Here is a 16,456-nt window from a genome sequence, read left to right on the forward strand (position 1 = left end):
AGCGGCCCCGCCGGTGCTCCGGCGGGGCCGCTGAGTTGGACGGTCGGTGCCGCGGGTTACCAGTCCCCGCCGCCGAAGTCGCCGCCACCGCCGAAGTCGCCACCGCCGCCGAAGTCGCCGCCGCCGCTGAAGTCGGCCGGGTTGAAGTCGGCGCCGGTGTAGTCGCCGCCCTCGTACTGGTCCTGGTAGCCGCCGCCCATCATCGGCGCCGCCGCGTAGGCCGGGGAGCTCATCATCGAGCCGAGCATGGTGCCGACCAGCAGGCCGGGCAGCAGGCCGCCGCCGAAGCCGCTGTAGTAGCCGCCCGCGTACGGGGCGTACGCCGGGCCGGCGTTCCAGTACGGCTGCGGGCCCTGGTCGGTGTCGACGGTGCGGATCGCCGGGTCGAGGCCGGCCGCCACGCGGTCCGCGTCGGCCTGGCAGACCGGCACGGAGCGGGGGGAGCCGCCGGCCGGGGCCCAGTCCACGTCCTTGACGGACGGGCCGTGCCGCGGGTCCATGAAGCACGGGGGACGGCGCTCGGGCAGCGGCCGCTTGTCCCGCCGGGCTGCCAGGGTGGCCAGCGAGAAGCGGCCGTCCTCGATCGCCTCGGTGACCTGCTTGACGTCCTCGGGCTTCTTCGCCTCGTCCATCAGCCGCTTGGACTTCTCGTACGAGTCCAGGGCGTGGCTGTAGTCGGTGCGCTGGGCGTCGTCGGCGTCGGCCGCGGCCGGGCTGAAGTCGAGCCGCTCCAGTTCGACGCCGAAGGCGGTGATGTCCTCGTCCACGACCCGGCGCAGCTGCTCCAGCTCGGCCCGGGCCTGCTCCTCCTTGCGCTTCTTGGCGCGGCGGAACAGCAGGAAGACGCCGGTGCCGGCGAGCGCGACCAGCACGAGCGGGATGACCACCCAGGCGATCGAGGTGCTGTGGTTGACCCCGGTGCCCTTGGTCTGCGGGGCGGCCTGGTCGACGAAGGAGTTCAGGGTGGCGTCGATGTCGCCGCCGTTCGACCGGAAGGCCGCCCCGGCGATGCGCTGCGGCTGGCCCGCGCCCATCGCGCCGCGGTCGCCGCCGGCGTCGAACTTGTCGCCGTGCCAGACCGCGTAGACGCCGTCGATGCCCACCAGGGTGCGGAGGTCCTGGAGGTTGCTCTTCGCGTAGGCCGGAGAGTCGGGGATCACCGCGATGAAGATCGGCTTGTCGGCCTTGTCGATCTTCTTGGTCAGGGCGTCGGCCCGGTCCTGGCTGAAGCGGCTCGTCATGGCCGGGTCGACGTAGACCCGGCCCTTCTTCAGGGAGGCCGCGGCGTCGCTCAGTCCGCCGGCCGCCGAGGCCGCGGGCGCCAGCAGGAGCAGCAGCCCGAGCAGCGCCGCCACCAGGGCAAGCGGCCCGGCGCCCCGGGAACGTCGTGCAAGGGTTCTCATGCCCCCGACGCTACCGTGACCGGCCCCGGAGCACGCCATACCCTTCGCATACTGGTACTGACAAGGCTCCCCGCCGTCCGCCGGGGCCGCTCCCCTCCTCGGGGATGATGTTTCCCCCAGCCGTCCCCGAGACGGGGCCCGCGCGGGAACCGGCTGCGGCCCCCGGACGTACGTTCCGGCAGGCCCGGCCCGGTTCCGGGGCACTCCGGGGGGCGTGCCGACCGTACCGTGCGAACGGGCATAGTGGTCCCGAACCACCGGCCCCATTGCCCTTTCTTTACTCAGCCAATCCTTGACTCGACTCCCGATCGGAGCACTCGGTGATCATCGGCCTCGTCACCGCCGTGGCGGCATCCGCCTGCTACGGCACCGGCTCGGTCCTCCAGGCCGTCGGATCCCGCCGCTCCGCCCGGGAGGAGGCCGCCAAGGGCGCCACCACCTCGACCACCGAGCACGGCGGCCCGAGCCTGTCCTCGACCGCGAAGGCCGCCGTCACCTGGGAGTTCATCCTCGGCACGGTGCTCGACCTGATCGGTTTCGGGCTCGGCGCGCTGGCCGCCCGGCTGCTGCCGCTGTTCCTCTCCCAGACCATCATCAGCGCCAACCTGGTGATCACCGCGGTGCTCAGCATCAAGCTGCTGGGCATCCGGCTCAAGCAGTTGGAGTGGGCCTCGATCGCCGTTCTCTGCTCGGCGCTGGTGCTGCTGGCCGTCTCGGCCGGACCGGAGGGCGGCCACCACGTGGCGATGTCCTTCCACTGGTGGCTGCTGATCGTCACCACCGTGCTGCTGGTCGGCGGCAGCCTGCTGGTCCGGCGGATGGGCGCCAACGGCGCGATCGTCGCCGGCCTGCTCTCCGGCCTCGGCTTCGGCGCCCTGGGCGTCGGGGTGCGCATCCTCAACGGCATCGAGCCGTTCGACATCGGTTCGCTGCTCTCCGACCCGGCGCTGTACGCGGTCCTGGTCGGCGGCATCGGCGGGATGTACATCCACACCGTGGCGCTCCAGATCGGCTCGGTCAACGGCGCGACCGCCGCGCTGGTGGTCGGCGAGACGGTGCTGCCCGGCGCGGTCGGCGTGCTCTGGCTCGGCGACTCCTCCAAGGCCGGCCTGGGCTGGCTCGGCGTGATCGGCTTCCTGCTCGCGGTGATCGCCGCGGTCGGGGTGGCCTACTTCGGCCAGGACACCCACGGCACGCCCGGGGAGCCGGCCGCCGAGGAGCCCGAACTCACCCGCAAGTAGCGCGGGGCCTCAGCCCCCGCTGCGGGTGCGCGGCACGCGCTGGCAGCGGGGGCAGAAGTAGCTGGAGCGGTTCATCCAGGCCGCCCGCCGGATCGGGGTGCCGCAGCGGCGGCAGGGCTCCTGCTCGCGGCCGTAGGCGTCGAGGTCCCGGGAGAAGTAGCCGCTCTCGCCGTTCACGTTGACGTAGAGGCTGTCGAAGCTGGTGCCGCCGACGGCGAGCGCCGCGGTCATCACGTCCCGGGCGGCGGCCAGCAGCAGCAGGGCCTGCGGGCGGGTGAGCGTCGCGGTCGGGCGGTCGTAGTGCAGCCTGGAGCGCCACAGCGCCTCGTCGGCGTAGATGTTGCCGACGCCGCTGATCAGGGTCTGGTCGAGCAGGGCGCGCTTGACGGTGGTCCGCTTGGCGCGCAGCGCGGCCGCGAAGGCGGCGTCGTCGAAGCGCGGGTCGAGCGGGTCGCGGGCGATGTGCGCGATCGAGACCGGGGTGCTCTCGGGGTCCCCGTCCTCGGCCTCCTCGACCGCCAGGCCGCCGAAGGTCCGCTGGTCGACGAAGCGCAGTTCGCGCCCGCCGTCGGCGAAGCGCAGCCGCACCCGCAGGTGCGTCTCGTCGGGTACGGACGGGTCCTGGACGAGGAGTTGGCCGCTCATCCCGAGGTGGCCGATCAGCGAGAATCCCGCCCCGGTGCCGGCCAGCGGCACCCACAGGTACTTGCCGCGCCGCTGCGCGGTGCCGAGGGTGGTGCCGGTCAGCCGGGCGGTGAAGTCGGCCGCGCCGGCCGGCTGGCGGCGCACCGCGCGCGGGTGCAGCACCTCGACGTCGGCGACGGTCCGCCCGGCGACCCAGTTGGCCAGACCACGGCGGACGACCTCGACCTCGGGAAGTTCGGGCACGGGAAGACGCCTCCTGCTCGGTACGGTTCGGCAGGAGTGAAGGCTACTCGGAGGTCACGCCCCGGCGGGCAGCCGGTCGGCGTACTTGTCCTTGATCGCGCGCCAGGCGCTCTCGGCGGCCTTCTGCTCGGCTTCCTTCTTCGAGCGGCCGACGCCGCTGCCGAAGTCCTCGCCGGCCACCCGGGCCGCCGCGGTGAAGGTCTTCTCGTGGTCCGGACCGGATTCCATGACCACGTACTCGGGCACTCCGATGCCCACCGAGGCGGTGAGCTCCTGGAGGCTGGTCTTCCAGTCCAGGCCGGCGCCCAGCTGAGAGGACTCCTCGATCAGCGGGTCGAACAGTCGGTGGACGAACTCGGTGGCCGCGTCCAGGCCCTGGTCCAGGTAGACGGCGCCGATCACGGCCTCGACGGTGTCGGCGAGGATCGACGACTTGTCGCGGCCGCCGGTGCCCTCCTCGCCCTTGCCGAGGCGGATGAACGTGCCGAGCTCCAGGCCGCGGCCGACGTCCGCGAGCGCGCGGGAGTTGACCACCGCGGCGCGCAGTTTGGCGAGCGTGCCCTCCGGGACGTCCGGGTGGACGCGGTAGAGGGTGTCGGTCACCACGAGGCCCAGCACCGAGTCGCCGAGGAACTCCAGGCGCTCGTTGGTGGGCAGCCCGCCGTTCTCGTACGCGTACGAGCGGTGGGTCAGGGCACGTACCAGAAGGGCGCGCTCGAGCGTGTACCCGAGGCGCCCTTCCAGGACGTCGTATTCGGTCGAAGCCGGCCCGCCGGCCTTGCCGCCGCCCGAAGAGGAACCCTTCGGGGCGGTGGACGCCTTGCGGGTGGAGTTACCGTCCGACATCGATCCGTACACCCCGCCGATCAGACCGAGAGGACCTGGCGACGGTTGTACGTGCCGCAGCTCGGGCACGCGATGTGGCCCAGCTTCGGCTCGTGGCAGCGGTCGCACGCCACGAGGGCCGGGACAACGGCCTTCCAGTTGGACCGACGGTGGCGCGTGTTGCTGCGCGACATCTTCCGCTTCGGAACAGCCACGGCTACTTCTCCTGGTTCTCGGCGAGACCCTCACGGGTGTCGCTGTTCTTAGATCCGTCACCCTCGTCGCCGGGGGCGGCGGAGAGTCCCTGCAGAGCCGCCCACCGGGGGTCGACGGCATCGTGGTGGTGCGCCGGGTCGTCGCTCAGGCGCGCTCCGCACTCGGAGCACAGGCCCAGGCAGTCTTCCTGGCACACCGGCTGCAGCGGCAGTGCGAGCACCACCGCGTCACGCAGCACCGGCCGGAGGTCGAAGAAGTCGCCCTCCAGACGGTAAGTCTCTTCTTCCGAGTCCTCTTCGAGGTCCTCGGCCCCGGCGGTCCGGGCGCGGTGGCGCTCGTCGGACTCCGGGTAGTAGTACAGCTCCTGGAAGTCCACGTCGATGTCGAACTCGACGGGCTCCAGGCACCGGACGCACTCGCCCTCGACGCGGGTCTCGGCGGTGCCGGTGACCAGCACGCCCTCGACCACGGACTCCAGGCGGAGCTCCAGCTCGATCGGGCTCTTCTCCGGCACGCCGATCACGTCGATGATCCCGAAGCCCTCCGGGGCCTCCAGGGTCCGGCTCACCTTGCGCATCGAGCCCGGACGCCGACCGAGCTCGTGCGTGTCGAACACGAGGGGGTCGCGGTGGTCGAGGCGGTTCAAGGTGTCCTGACTTCCATAGGAATCAACGAGGGAGTCCCCATACAGGTCGGCTTTGCGAGGGCAAGCCAACGGCCGGACATGGGGAGGCCGGAGTGGTCAGACTACCGGAGTCTCCCGCCAGGCCCAACTTCGGTCCCGTCGGGAGACTCCCCCGCGGCCGCGCCGGGGCCGGTTCAGCGGCCGCCGAGCTCCCGCAGCCTGGTCATGTCGATCATGCTGGTGTCGAAGAAGCTGGTCTCGTCCAGACCCTGCCCCTGCGCCTGGCCCTGGCCCTGCTGCTGGCCCTGGCCCTGGCCCTGCGGCTGGCCCTGGCCCTGCTGCTGGTGCGGCACGGCCGGCGGGGTGGCCGGCGGCTGGGGGTAGGCGTAGCCGTCGTAGGACTGCGCGGCGTAGCCCTGCTGCTGCTGGGGATATCCGTAGCCACCCTGCTGCTGGTCCGGGTAGCCCTGCTGCTGGTAGCCGTCCTGCTGCCCGCCCCACTGGGCGTTGTACGGGTCGCCCTGGCCGGCCGGGTCGTAGCCGCCGCCGTACACCTCGGCGTACTGCCCGCCGGGCTGCTGGGCGGCCGCGTACTGGTCGGTGCCGGGGGCCTGCCAGCCGGCCGCGGCCGGGGTCTGCTCCGGCCAGGTCTGCTGCTGCGGGACGTCCTCGCGGTACCAGGCGATGTCCCCGCCGTCGGGGTCGTGGGCGAAGCCCGCCGCCACCGCCTCGGCCCGCTCCTTGGCCTCCTGGGCCTGGTCGGCGGCGGCCAGGTAGGCGCCCAGCTCGTCGATGGGACGCTTGCCGAGCAGCTTGTCCCGGCCCTTGCCGACCGCCTCCAGGGTGGCGCCGAGCACGTTCTCCAGGGTGGCGAGCTTCACATCGACGTACTCGTCCACCTCGGGGCTCGGGCTGATCCGCTGCGGGCGGAACTCCTCGCCGTCGCCCTCGGACTCGGACTCGGTCTCGAAGACGCTGGAGTCGCCGCGCAGCTTGGTGCGGCCGCGGCCGACCGCGCCGAGCGTCTTGGTCAGCACGACCTCGAAGTTGGCGAGCTTGCTGTCCACGTAGTCGTCGGCCTCGGCCCGCTTGGCGTCGACCTCGGCGCGCGCCTCGGCGAGGATCCGGTCGGCCTGGGCCTGGGCCTGGCGGACCACCTCGGTGTCCGAGATCAGCGAGCCGCGCTCGGCGTGCGCGCCCTGGATGATCCGCTCGGCCTCGGCCTGGGCGCCCGCCACCACCTGCTCGTGGTCGGCCATCACCGACTGGGCCTGGGCGAGTTCGGCGGGCAGGGCCGACCTGAGGTTGTTGAGCAGGCCGATCAGCTCGGCCCGGTTCACCACGCAGGAGGCCGACATCGGCATCGAGCGGGCGTTCTCGACCGCCGCCACGATCTCGTCGACCTTGTTCTGCACGTCCACGGGGCTTCGTCTTTCCGTGTGCCGCCGACGGTCCGGCGGAGGCAGGCCCGACGCGGTGAACCTCACCGCGGGGCAGGAGTACAGACTGTACGGCCCCTGCCGGGCGGGGTCACAACGCCTGCGCCGAACCGGTCTGCCGCCCGCGGGACAATCCATGACGAACCGGCAGAAGCGGACAGACGGCGCCTACTGCTCGGCCTTGCGCTCCGCGATCCGCTCCACCAGCTGGCGGTGCACCGTCTCCGGCAGCAGGTGCGAGACGTCGCCGCCGTACGAGGCGACCTCCTTGACCAGCGTCGAGGAGAGGAAGCTGTACGTCGGCGAGGTCGGCACGAACAGCGTCTCCACCCCGGTCAGGCCGTGGTTCATCTGGGCCATCTGGAGCTCGTAGTCGAAGTCGCTGACCGCGCGCAGGCCCTTGATGATCGCGGGGATGTTGCGCTCCCGGCAGAAGTCCACCAGCAGGCCGTGGTGCGACTCGACCACCAGGTTCCCGAAGCCGGCGGTGACCTCCTCGATCAGGCCGATCCGCTCCTCGACGGTGAACATGCCCTGCTTGTTCCGGTTGATCAGGACCGCGACATGCACCACGTCGTACAGCTTCGAGGCCCGCCCGATGATGTCGAGGTGACCGTTGGTGATCGGGTCGAACGACCCAGGACAGACGGCTCGGCGCATGGCGTGTGTGCTCCCTCGTGGGGTGACGGCTGCTGCGGGCCGCGGCCCGCTACTTCTGCTCACCGGCCGCGGCGGCGGCGCGACCGTACCAGAGCGTGCCCTCGCCGTAGCGGCGGGAGCGCAGTTCCTCGAAACCCCCGGGCCAGTCGAACCCACCGCCGCGGGTGCTGCGCTCCACGGTGACGAGTGCGTCGTCCGCGAGCCAGCCCCCGGCCAGGAGTGTGATCAGCATCTCGCGGACCTCCTCGTCCGTCACCACGTACGGCGGGTCGAGGAAGACCAGGTCGTACGGGCTCTGCGGGGGCGGGCCGGCGATCACCTTCTCCGCCCTGGCGGCCCGCACCTCGGCCCCGGGCAGGCCGATCGTCCGGACGTTCTCCCGGATCACCCGGGCCGCCTGGCCGTCCGCCTCGACCAGCAGGACGTGCTCGGCGCCGCGCGACAGCGCCTCCAGTCCGACCGCGCCCGATCCGCCGAACAGGTCCAGCATCCGGATCCCGTGCAGGGTGCCGCGCAGCGCCTCCAGGGTGGAGAACATCGCCTCGCGGGCCTTGTCGGAGGTCGGGCGGGTGCCCCGGCCGGGCGGTACGGCCAGTCGGCGGCCGCCGGCCGCCCCGGCGATCACGCGGGTCATGGTGGTGGGAGGTCCTTTCGTCGCTGCCCGACCACGCTATACGGCGCAGGCCCCGCCGGGCTTACCGGCGGGGCCTGCGGGGAGTACGGGTCAGCTCGCCTCGGAGCCCGCCGCCTGGGGCGGCAGGGCCGCGCCGAGCAGGGCCGGCGAGGCGTAGCGGGACCAGGACAGGCAGCCGTCGGGCGGGCAGAACTCGGGGCGGCGCGGGTCGTGCCCGAGCTCGCGCAGCTTGGTCCGGACGGAGTCGGGCGTGCGGCCGAACCGGGCGGCGATCCGGGCGATGGTCTCGCCGTCGTGGAAGCGCCGGACCAGTTCCTCCTCGTGCTGCGGCACCCAGGGGGCGCCGTGGCCGGGGTACAGCTCGCGCAGCACGTCGCGGTCGGGGATGGGCTCGGAGACGTCGGCGACGATCGCCAGCGCCCGCAGCGCGCGGTTGAGCGCGATCCGCAGCGAGGCGACGTCCTCGACCGGCAGGCGGAGCTTGCCCGAGGCGAGCGGTGCGGCGGCCGCCCCCTCGCGCCAGCCGGTCAGGGTGAGGGTGACCTCGCGGTCGTCGTCGCTGGCGAGTTCGATCCGGAAGACCTTGTCGCCCAGCGGGAGCTCGTTGAGATGACGGAATGCCATGGCATGACCCCCAAGTGTCGTGCCAGGTACGCACCTTGGAGGTGCGTCCTGAACAACTCCATTCTCTCCCGGGGGTCTGACAATCCGACCCTCGAAGGGCCGCTCAGCCCTTCTCCATGTAGGCCGCGCGGTCCTCGTCGAGCAGGCTCTCCAGCGCGGTGCGCAGCTCCGGGTGGGCGGCCAGGTGCGGGTCCTCGGCGACCAGCCGGGTGGCCTCGGTGCGGGCGGTGAGGATGACCTCCTCGTCCTCCAGCACCGAGAGCACCTTGAGCGAGGACTTCACCCCGGACTGGGCCTGGCCCAGCACGTCGCCCTCGCGGCGCTGTTCGAGGTCGATCCTGGACAGCTCGAAGCCGTCCAGGGTGCCCGCCACCGCGTCCAGCCGGGCCCGCGCGGCGCTGCCCCCGGGCATGTCGCTGACCAGCAGGCACAGGCCCGCCGCGCTGCCGCGGCCGACCCGGCCGCGCAGCTGGTGGAGCTGGGAGACGCCGAAGCGGTCGGCGTCCATGATGACCATCGCGGTGGAGTTGGGGACGTTGACGCCGACCTCGATCACCGTGGTGGCGACCAGCACGTCCACCTCGCCGGCCGTGAACCGGCGCATCACCTCGTCCTTGGCCTCGGGCGCGAGCCGGCCGTGCAGGATCTCCACCCGCAGGCCGCTCAGCGGGCCCTTCGCCAGCTTCTCGGCCGTCTCCACCACCGAGAGCGGGGGCCGCCGTTCGTCGCTCGCCGCGCCCTCGTCGCCGCCCTCGTCGCCGACCTCCTCGAAGTCCTCCACGGCGGCCTTGCGGCGCTTCTTCCCCGGGCCCGCCGCCGGCTCCTCGTCCCCGATCCGGGGGCAGACCACGTACGCCTGATGGCCCTTGGCGACCTCCTCGCGGACCCGCTCCCAGGCCCGGGTGAGGAAGTTGGGCTTCTCCAGCGCCGGGACGACATGGGTGGAGATCGGCGAGCGGCCGGCCGGCAGCTGGTCCAGGACGGAGGTCTCCAGGTCCCCGAAGACCGTCATCGCGACGGTGCGCGGGATCGGGGTGGCCGTCATCACCAGCAGGTGCGGCGGCTGCTCGCCCTTGGCGCGCAGCGCGTCCCGCTGCTCGACGCCGAAGCGGTGCTGCTCGTCCACCACGACCAGGCCGAGGTCCTGGAACTGCACCTTGTCCTCGATCAGCGCGTGGGTGCCGATGGCGATCCCGGCGTCCCCGCAGGCCATGTCGAGCAGCGCCTGCCGGCGGGCGGGGACGCCCATCGAGCCGGTCAGCAGCACCACCCGGGTGCCGAGGTCGGAGCCGCCGAGCATGCCGCCCTCGGCGAGGTCTCCCATCATCTCGACGATCGAGCGGTGGTGCTGCTGGGCGAGCACCTCGGTGGGCGCCAGCAGCACCGCCTGGCCGCCCGCGTCCACCACGGCGAGCATGGCGCGCAGCGCGACCAGGGTCTTCCCGGAGCCGACCTCGCCCTGGAGCAGCCGGTGCATCGGGTGGTCGGTGGCGAGGTCGGCGGCGATCTCGGCGCAGACGGACCGCTGGCCCTCGGTGAGGGTGAACGGCAGCCGGGCGTCGAAGGCGTCCAGCAGGCCGCCCTCGCGCGCCCGGCGCGGCTTGGCGGGCAGGGCGGAGTCGGCGGCCCGGCGCTGCGCGAGGGCGACCTGGAGCACGAAGGCCTCGTCCCAGCGCAGCCGGCTCTGGGCGCGCTCGCGGTCGGCGTGGCCGCGCGGGCGGTGGATCAGTTCCAGCGCCTCGGGCAGCGGGATCAGGTCGTGCCGCTCGCGCAGTTCGGCGGGCAGCGGCTCGCCGACGTCGCCGAGGTGCTTGGTGAGCGCGGTCTCGATGCAGATCGACAGCTTCCAGCTGGGCATCTGCGCGCTGGCGCCGTACACCGGGATGAGCCGGCCGGCGAACTGCCGCGCGGCGTCCGACCCGGTGTCCTCGTCGAGCAGCTGGTAGTCCGGCGAGACCAGCTGGCGGGTCCGGTTGAAGACCCCGACCTTTCCGGCGAACAGGCCCTGGGCGCCGGCCCTGAGCTCCTTCTGCCGCCAGCCCTGGTTGAAGAAGACCAGCGAGAGCCGGCTGCGGCCGTCGGTGACCACGACCTCCAGCCGGTCGCCCTTGCGGCCGCGGAACGGGATCAGGGTGACCTTCTCGATCCGGGCCAGCACGGTGACGTGCTCGTCGACCTCCAGCTCGTCCAGGCTGGTGAGCTGGCCGCGTTCGACGTAGCGGCGCGGGTAGTGGTGCAGCAGGTCCCCGACCGTGCGCAGCTTGAGACTGTCGGCGAGCACCTTCGCGGTGCGGTCGCCGACGAGCTTGGTCAGTGGTTCATCGAGAGCGCCCATCAGGCCCCTGTTTACACCAAGGGGCGGACAGAACGGCGGCTACTCCACCCCGATGAGCAGCGGCGCCGGTTCCTGCCCGCCGTGGAAGACCACCGCGTCCACCTCGGGCCGGCGGTGCCGCACGTGGGCGACCAGCCGCTCGGCGAGCGCCTCCTCGGTGCCCTCGCCGAGGATCAGGGTGACGAGTTCGCCGCCGGCCCCGAGCATCCGGTCCAGCACGCTCTCGCCGACCTCGGCCAGCCCGACGCCGATCACCGCGACGTCGCCGTCGATCAGCCCGAGCACGTCCCCGGCCTGGCAGACCCCGGCCATCGTCCAGGACTCCCCCTCGGCGACGGCCAGTTCCGCGTACCGGGTGGCCCCGGCGGCGGAGGTCATGGCGACCACGTCCTCGTCGAAGCGGCGGCCGCCCTCGTGCACCGCGAGCGCCGCCAGTCCCTGCACCGGCGAGCGGGTGGGCAGGACGGCGATCCGCACTCCTTCCTCGCGCAGCTGGTCGGCGGCGGCCCCGGCGGCGGCCCGCAGCTCCGGGTCGTTCAGCAGCAGGACGACCTCGCGGGCGGCCGAGCGGCGCACCGCGGCGGCGAGTTCGGCGCTGGCCGGCGGGCGGTCCGGGTCGGCGTGCAGGACGACGGCGCCGGCCTGTTCGCAGAGCTCGGCCAGGCCCTCGCCGGAGACCACCGAGAGCACCGCCCGGGCCCGCTCCTCGCGCTCGCCGGGCTCGGCGACGGTGCCGGAGCGGGCGGCGGCCTCGGCGAAGTGGGTGATCCGGATCTGGTGCGGGCGCCCGGCCCCGACGCCGGCCTCCACGGCGGCGCCCGCGTCGTCCACGTGGACGTGCACGTTCCACAGGCCGTCGCCGCCGCCGACCACCAGCGAGTCGCCGAGCTCGCCGAGCCGCTCGCGCAGCGCGGGCAGCGCCTCGTCGGGGGCGTCCAGCAGGTAGATGACCTCGAAGGCGGGGTGGCCGGGGCCGGGCGGCCGCAGGTGCGTCTCGCAGCTCTCGACGGCCCGGACGTCCCCGCGCAGCGCGACCGGCCCCATCGGCTGCTGCCCGGCGACGGCGTCGGCGAGCGCGCCGAGGACGGCCACCAGGCCGCGCCCGCCGGCGTCCACGACCCCGTTCTCGGCCAGCACGGCGAGCTGCTCGGGGGTGTGCCGCAGCGCGTCCCGGGCGGCCCGGTGGGCGGTGTCGGCGACCTGCGCGAGCCCGTCCCCGGCCCGGACGGCCTCCCGGGCGGCGACCCGGGCGACGGTCAGCAGGGTCCCCTCGACGGGCTCCGCGACGGCCTGGTACGCGGAGTCGGCGGCCCGTTGCAGGGCGGCCCGCAGCTGGTCGGCGCCGCCGCCCTCGGCGAGCGTCTCGGCGGTCCCGCGCAGCCACTGGGCGAGGATCACCCCGGAGTTCCCGCGGGCGCCGACCAGCGCGCCGCGGGCCATCGCCCGGACCGTGTCCGCCAGCCCGGGGGCCGTCCCGACGGCGGGGTCGGCGAAGCGGCTCTCCACCTCGGCGGCGGCGGACTCGACGGTCAGATAGAGGTTGGTGCCGGTGTCGCCGTCCGGGACGGGGTAGACGTTGAGCGCGTCGATCTCCTCGCGGGCCTGGCCGAGCGCCCGCAGGGCGAGCTGGCACCAGGTGCGCACGGCCGGGGCGTCGAGCGTGTGCAGCACCAGGTCTCCTCCGGATGGGACGCCGCGGTGGCCCGAGGGGCGGCGGCGAGGGGTGATACCGGCAGGTTATCGGGGGGCGGGCGGGGCCGTCCGGGCCGACGACCGGAGCGATCACTCGGCCGGTCATGGTAGTTTCGTGGGACGGAAGCAAGCGTTGTATGCTCTTCCGGTTGCCTGGAACCGTCCAGGCTCACCCCCTCGTCCGGTCTGGTCCACGCGAGTGTTCTGGTGGTCGAGCGGGGTTTTCGAAAGTATCTGATCTGAAGTCTTGGAGTGACTCCTGTGGCTGCCAACTGCGACGTCTGCGGCAAGGGGCCGGGCTTCGGCAACAGCATCTCCCACTCTCACCGCCGTACCCCCCGTCGTTGGAACCCCAACATCCAGACGGTGCGCGCTGTGATTGGGCGGACGCCGAAGCGGCTCAACGTCTGCACCTCGTGCATCAAGGCCGGTAAGGTCTCGCGCTGACGCGCAGACCGGCAAGCCGGTCCTCCAGTGAGCCGGTTCATCCTCGGATGAGCCGGCTTCACTGTTTCCGTGGCCGGCTCTGCCGTTTTCCGGACCCACCGACAGTGGGCGGACTCCTCCCAGGAGCCCGCCCACTGTCGTCTTCCGGGGTCCTCAGCGCCAGCGCCAGGCGTGGTCGACCGGGCCGATGCCGGCGCCCAGGGCGAAGCCCCCGGCGATCGCGCCGGTGATGTACTCCTTGGCCGAGGCCACCGCCCGCGGCAGCGGCTCGCCCTTGGCCAGTCCGGCCGCGATCGCGCTGGCCAGGGTGCAGCCGGTGCCGTGGGTGTGCCGGTTGTCGTAGCGGGGCGCCCGGAACCAGTGCACCTCGTCCGGTCCGCCGTACAGCAGGTCGGCGGCCTCGCCCGGCAGGTGGCCGCCCTTGACCAGCGCCCAGCGCGGGCCGAGGTCGACCAGCGCCCTGGCGGCGTCCAGCATCTGCGACTCGTCCTCGACGGTCAGCCCGGTGAGCTGGGTCACCTCGTGCAGGTTGGGGGTGGCCAGGGTGGCGACCGGCAGCAGCTTCTCGCGGACGGTGGCGACGGCCTCGGCGACCAGCAGAGCGTCCCCGTGCTTGGAGACCCCGACCGGGTCGACCACCACCGGGGCGTCCACCCCGGCCAGCAGCTCGGCGACGGTCTCGACGAGTTCGACCGAGGCGAGCATGCCGGTCTTCACGGCCTGCACCCCGATGTCGTCCACCACGCTGCGGAACTGCGCCCGGACGGCTTCCGCGGGCAGCTCCCAGTAGCCCTGGACGCCGAGCGAGTTCTGCGCGGTGACGGCGGTGATCACGCTCATGCCGTGGACGCCGAGGGCGAGCATCGCCTTGAGGTCGGCCTGGATTCCGGCGCCGCCGCCGGAGTCGGAGCCGGCGACGGTGAGCACCCGGGGAGGCGCGAGGCGGGCGGTGGCGTCGGAGGGGCCGTGCGAAGCGCTTCGGCCGGGGGCGGGGGTGGGAGACGGGAGGGCCATGGGCCCCAACCTACCGGCGCGCTCTCAGAGCACCGCCTCGGACTCCGCCCAGCGGTCCTTCGGCACCGTCTTCAGCCTGGTCACCGCGTCGCCGATCGGCAGCAGTTCGATGCCGGTCCGGCGCAGCGCGGTGAAGTGTCCGAACGCCCCCTGCTGGACGGCCTCCACCGCGTGCCAGCCGAACCGGGTGGCGAGCACCCGGTCCCGGGCGGTCGGGGTGCCGCCGCGCTGGACGTGGCCGAGGATGACCGGGCGGGCCTCCTTGCCGAGCAGGTTCTCCAGCTCGTGGGCGAGCCGGTTGCCGATCCCGCCGAAGGTCCGGTGGCCGTACTGGTCGACCTCGCCGTGGTCGAAGCGCATGGTGCCGGGCAGCGGGGAGGCGCCCTCGGCGACGGCGATGATGGCGAACTTCTTGCCGCGCGCGAAGCGGTCCTCGATTATCCGGGCCACCGCCTCGATGTCGAAGGGCTTCTCCGGGATCAGGATGCCGTGCGCACCGCCCGCCATGCCCGCGGTGAGGGTGATCCAGCCGGTGTGCCGGCCCATCAACTCGACCACCATGACGCGCTGGTGGGACTCGGCGGTGGTCTTCAGCCGGTCGATCGCCTCGGTCGCGACGTGCACGGCGGTGTCGAAGCCGAAGGTCACGTCGGTGGCGTCGATGTCGTTGTCGATGGTCTTCGGCACCCCGACCACGGGCAGTCCGGCGTCGCTGAACAGCTTGGCGGCGGTCAGCGTGCCCTCCCCGCCGATCGCGATCAGCGCGTCGATGCCGATCTCCCGGGCCAGCGTCTTGGCGTTCTCGACCGCCCAGGCGATCCGGTCCCGCCGCACCCGGGCCGAGCCCAGGATGGTGCCGCCGAGGGTGAGCAGGCCGGTGACGTCGTCGTGCGAGACCGTCCTGGTGCGGCCCTCGATCAGTCCGAGGAAGCCGTCCAGGATGCCGACGATCTCGTGCCCGTGGACGTCGGTGCCCCGGTGCACCACCGAGCGGATCACCGCGTTGAGGCCGGGGCAGTCGCCGCCGCTGGTCAGTACACCGATGCGCATGTCTGGTGTGCTCCCGCTCGCAGTGGGTCGGGCCACCCGCGCCGGGCGGGTGGGCTGGGGTGTCGCAAGCCTACGCACAACGCACCCTCGACACCCGTTCCCAGCGCACCGGAGCGTCACGCGCCGCCCGCCGTACGGGGATCGGCGCCGGCCGCCCGCCGGGGCTCCGCCTCCCGGGTCCTCGCCGGGGCCGACGGAATCCGGGGCGGGCCCTACTCGGCGAAGTGGTCCCAGCCGCCCACCCGGTCCCAGGGGGCGCCGTCCACCGTGACCCGGCCGCTGCGGCTGCCCGTCGGGCGGCCGGTCACCTCGCCCACCACCCGCCAGCGGGCCGGGAGTTGGACCCCGCGCGGGAAGGTGGCCACGATCGCGTGGTCCTCGCCGCCGGAGAGCACCCAGACCAACGGGTCCACGCCGACCGCCTGGCCGATGTCGGCCATCTGCGCCGGGACGTCGAAGTCGGCGGCCTTCAGGTCGATGTCCACCTCGCTGGCCCGGGCCACGTGGCCGAGGTCGGCGACCAGCCCGTCGCTCACGTCGATCATCGAGGTCGCGCCCAGCTCGGCCGCCGCCGGGCCCGCGTGGTACGGCGGTTCGGGCCGGCGGTGCGCCTCGACGAAGGCGCGCGGGGAGCGGAAGCCGCGCTGGAGCACGGTCAGGCCGGCGGCCGACCAGCCGAGCCAGCCGGTCACCGCGACCACGTCGCCGACCTGCGCGCCGGCGCGGGTCACCGCCGCACGCCCCTGGAGGTCGCCGAGCGCCGTGATGGCCAGCATGACGGTGTCGCCGCGCACCACGTCGCCGCCGACCACCGTCGCCCCGGCCACCTGGCACTCGTCGCGCAGCCCGTCCATCAACTCGGTGGCCCAGGTGGTCGGCAGGTCCGCGGGAGTGACCAGACCGAGCAGTATGGCGGTCGGCACCGCCCCCATCGCGGCCACGTCGGCGAGGTTCTGGGCGGCGGCCTTGCGGCCCACGTCGTAGGCGGTGGACCAGTCCCGGCGGAAGTGCCGGTTCTCGATCAGGACGTCCGTGGTCGCCACCACCCGGCCGTCCGGAGCCCGTACCACCGCGGCGTCGTCACCCGGGCCGAGGTCGACCGCGTCGGTGAGCGGTACCCGGGCGGTCAGCTCCCTGATGAGGCCGAACTCGCCGAGCTCGCCCACGGTCCCCTGCATCTGCCGTCCTCTCGCGTTTCCATCCGTCTTCGGCCCCCGTCGCGCTCCCCCGCGCGCAGCGTACGCCCTTCCGGGGCCTCGGGGTCTCCCCTCCCCGGCCCGCTGCGAGGTAGCGTGGTGATCAGACTGCCGGTGAGCCCACCCACCCATGCGCCTGACCGGGCGATCACGGCGGCGATCCCCCC

At 73.3% G+C, this 16,456-nt stretch carries 16 protein-coding genes; 2 read left to right on the top strand and 14 right to left on the bottom strand.

The annotated features are described in order from the left end of the window. Positions 1–56: 56 nt before the first annotated feature. Positions 57–1,403 (bottom strand): hypothetical protein, encoded by a 1,347-nt coding sequence (locus ACFWJ4_RS14615; protein WP_380543428.1) that lies wholly within the window; start codon positions 1,401–1,403, stop codon positions 57–59. A gap of 320 nt (positions 1,404–1,723) precedes the next feature. On the opposite strand from ACFWJ4_RS14615, the gene ACFWJ4_RS14620 reads away from it, so the two are divergent. Then, entirely contained in the window at positions 1,724–2,644 is a 921-nt protein-coding gene (locus ACFWJ4_RS14620) for a hypothetical protein (RefSeq protein WP_380543431.1), read from the top strand. 9 nt (positions 2,645–2,653) lie between these two features. Here ACFWJ4_RS14620 and mutM read toward each other — a convergent pair whose 3' ends face one another. The 10 genes from mutM to ACFWJ4_RS14670 all read right to left on the bottom strand — a co-directional run bounded on the left by mutM (position 2,654) and on the right by ACFWJ4_RS14670 (position 12,561). Beyond that, positions 2,654–3,532 carry a bifunctional DNA-formamidopyrimidine glycosylase/DNA-(apurinic or apyrimidinic site) lyase gene (gene mutM, locus ACFWJ4_RS14625; RefSeq protein WP_380543433.1) on the bottom strand — a complete coding sequence of 293 codons (879 nt, stop codon included), beginning with the start codon at positions 3,530–3,532 and terminating at the stop codon, positions 2,654–2,656. Positions 3,533–3,586: 54 nt separating this feature from the next. Beyond that, positions 3,587–4,378 (bottom strand): ribonuclease III, encoded by a 792-nt coding sequence (rnc, locus tag ACFWJ4_RS14630; protein WP_359900567.1) that lies wholly within the window; start codon positions 4,376–4,378, stop codon positions 3,587–3,589. Between the two features lie 20 nt (positions 4,379–4,398). After that, positions 4,399–4,572 (bottom strand): 50S ribosomal protein L32, encoded by a 174-nt coding sequence (gene rpmF, locus ACFWJ4_RS14635; protein WP_030056747.1) that lies wholly within the window; start codon positions 4,570–4,572, stop codon positions 4,399–4,401. A 2-nt stretch (positions 4,573–4,574) separates the two neighbouring features. Next, positions 4,575–5,219, bottom strand: a complete 645-nt coding sequence (locus tag ACFWJ4_RS14640) for a YceD family protein (protein WP_380543436.1) — start codon at positions 5,217–5,219, stop codon at positions 4,575–4,577. A gap of 173 nt (positions 5,220–5,392) precedes the next feature. Next, positions 5,393–6,619, bottom strand: a complete 1,227-nt coding sequence (locus tag ACFWJ4_RS14645; protein WP_380543439.1) for an ATP synthase F0 subunit B — start codon at positions 6,617–6,619, stop codon at positions 5,393–5,395. 186 nt (positions 6,620–6,805) lie between these two features. Continuing rightward, positions 6,806–7,297, bottom strand: a complete 492-nt coding sequence (coaD, locus tag ACFWJ4_RS14650) for a pantetheine-phosphate adenylyltransferase (protein WP_359900561.1) — start codon at positions 7,295–7,297, stop codon at positions 6,806–6,808. Positions 7,298–7,346: 49 nt separating this feature from the next. Then, positions 7,347–7,931 carry a 16S rRNA (guanine(966)-N(2))-methyltransferase RsmD gene (gene rsmD / locus ACFWJ4_RS14655; protein WP_359900559.1) on the bottom strand — a complete coding sequence of 195 codons (585 nt, stop codon included), beginning with the start codon at positions 7,929–7,931 and terminating at the stop codon, positions 7,347–7,349. A 90-nt stretch (positions 7,932–8,021) separates the two neighbouring features. After that, positions 8,022–8,555: a hypothetical protein gene (locus tag ACFWJ4_RS14660; RefSeq protein WP_359900557.1), complete on the bottom strand. Its 534-nt coding sequence runs from the start codon at positions 8,553–8,555 to the stop codon at positions 8,022–8,024. A 103-nt stretch (positions 8,556–8,658) separates the two neighbouring features. Beyond that, a complete protein-coding gene (recG, locus tag ACFWJ4_RS14665) occupies positions 8,659–10,890 on the bottom strand; it encodes an ATP-dependent DNA helicase RecG (RefSeq protein WP_380543442.1) in 2,232 nt (743 codons plus the stop codon). A 39-nt stretch (positions 10,891–10,929) separates the two neighbouring features. After that, positions 10,930–12,561: a DAK2 domain-containing protein gene (locus ACFWJ4_RS14670; protein ID WP_380543445.1), complete on the bottom strand. Its 1,632-nt coding sequence runs from the start codon at positions 12,559–12,561 to the stop codon at positions 10,930–10,932. A gap of 282 nt (positions 12,562–12,843) precedes the next feature. Between ACFWJ4_RS14670 and rpmB the strand changes: the two genes are divergently transcribed. Beyond that, entirely contained in the window at positions 12,844–13,029 is a 186-nt protein-coding gene (rpmB, locus tag ACFWJ4_RS14675) for a 50S ribosomal protein L28 (protein ID WP_014138233.1), read from the top strand. 153 nt (positions 13,030–13,182) lie between these two features. On the opposite strand, the gene thiD is transcribed toward rpmB, so the two are convergent. The 3 genes from thiD to ACFWJ4_RS14690 all read right to left on the bottom strand — a co-directional run bounded on the left by thiD (position 13,183) and on the right by ACFWJ4_RS14690 (position 16,271). Further along, the gene (gene thiD / locus ACFWJ4_RS14680; protein ID WP_380543448.1) at positions 13,183–14,043 is read right to left on the bottom strand and encodes a bifunctional hydroxymethylpyrimidine kinase/phosphomethylpyrimidine kinase; all 861 of its coding nucleotides are present in this window, start codon (positions 14,041–14,043) and stop codon (positions 13,183–13,185) included. 24 nt (positions 14,044–14,067) lie between these two features. Beyond that, entirely contained in the window at positions 14,068–15,093 is a 1,026-nt protein-coding gene (locus ACFWJ4_RS14685; RefSeq protein WP_359900549.1) for an ATP-dependent 6-phosphofructokinase, read from the bottom strand. Between the two features lie 212 nt (positions 15,094–15,305). Beyond that, a complete protein-coding gene (locus ACFWJ4_RS14690) occupies positions 15,306–16,271 on the bottom strand; it encodes a thiamine-phosphate kinase (protein ID WP_380543450.1) in 966 nt (321 codons plus the stop codon). Between the last annotated feature and the right edge of the window lie 185 nt (positions 16,272–16,456).

Origin of the sequence: Kitasatospora sp. NPDC127067, assembly GCF_042724755.1 — a bacterium.
GTDB lineage: Bacteria > Actinomycetota > Actinomycetes > Streptomycetales > Streptomycetaceae > Kitasatospora > Kitasatospora lactacystinica.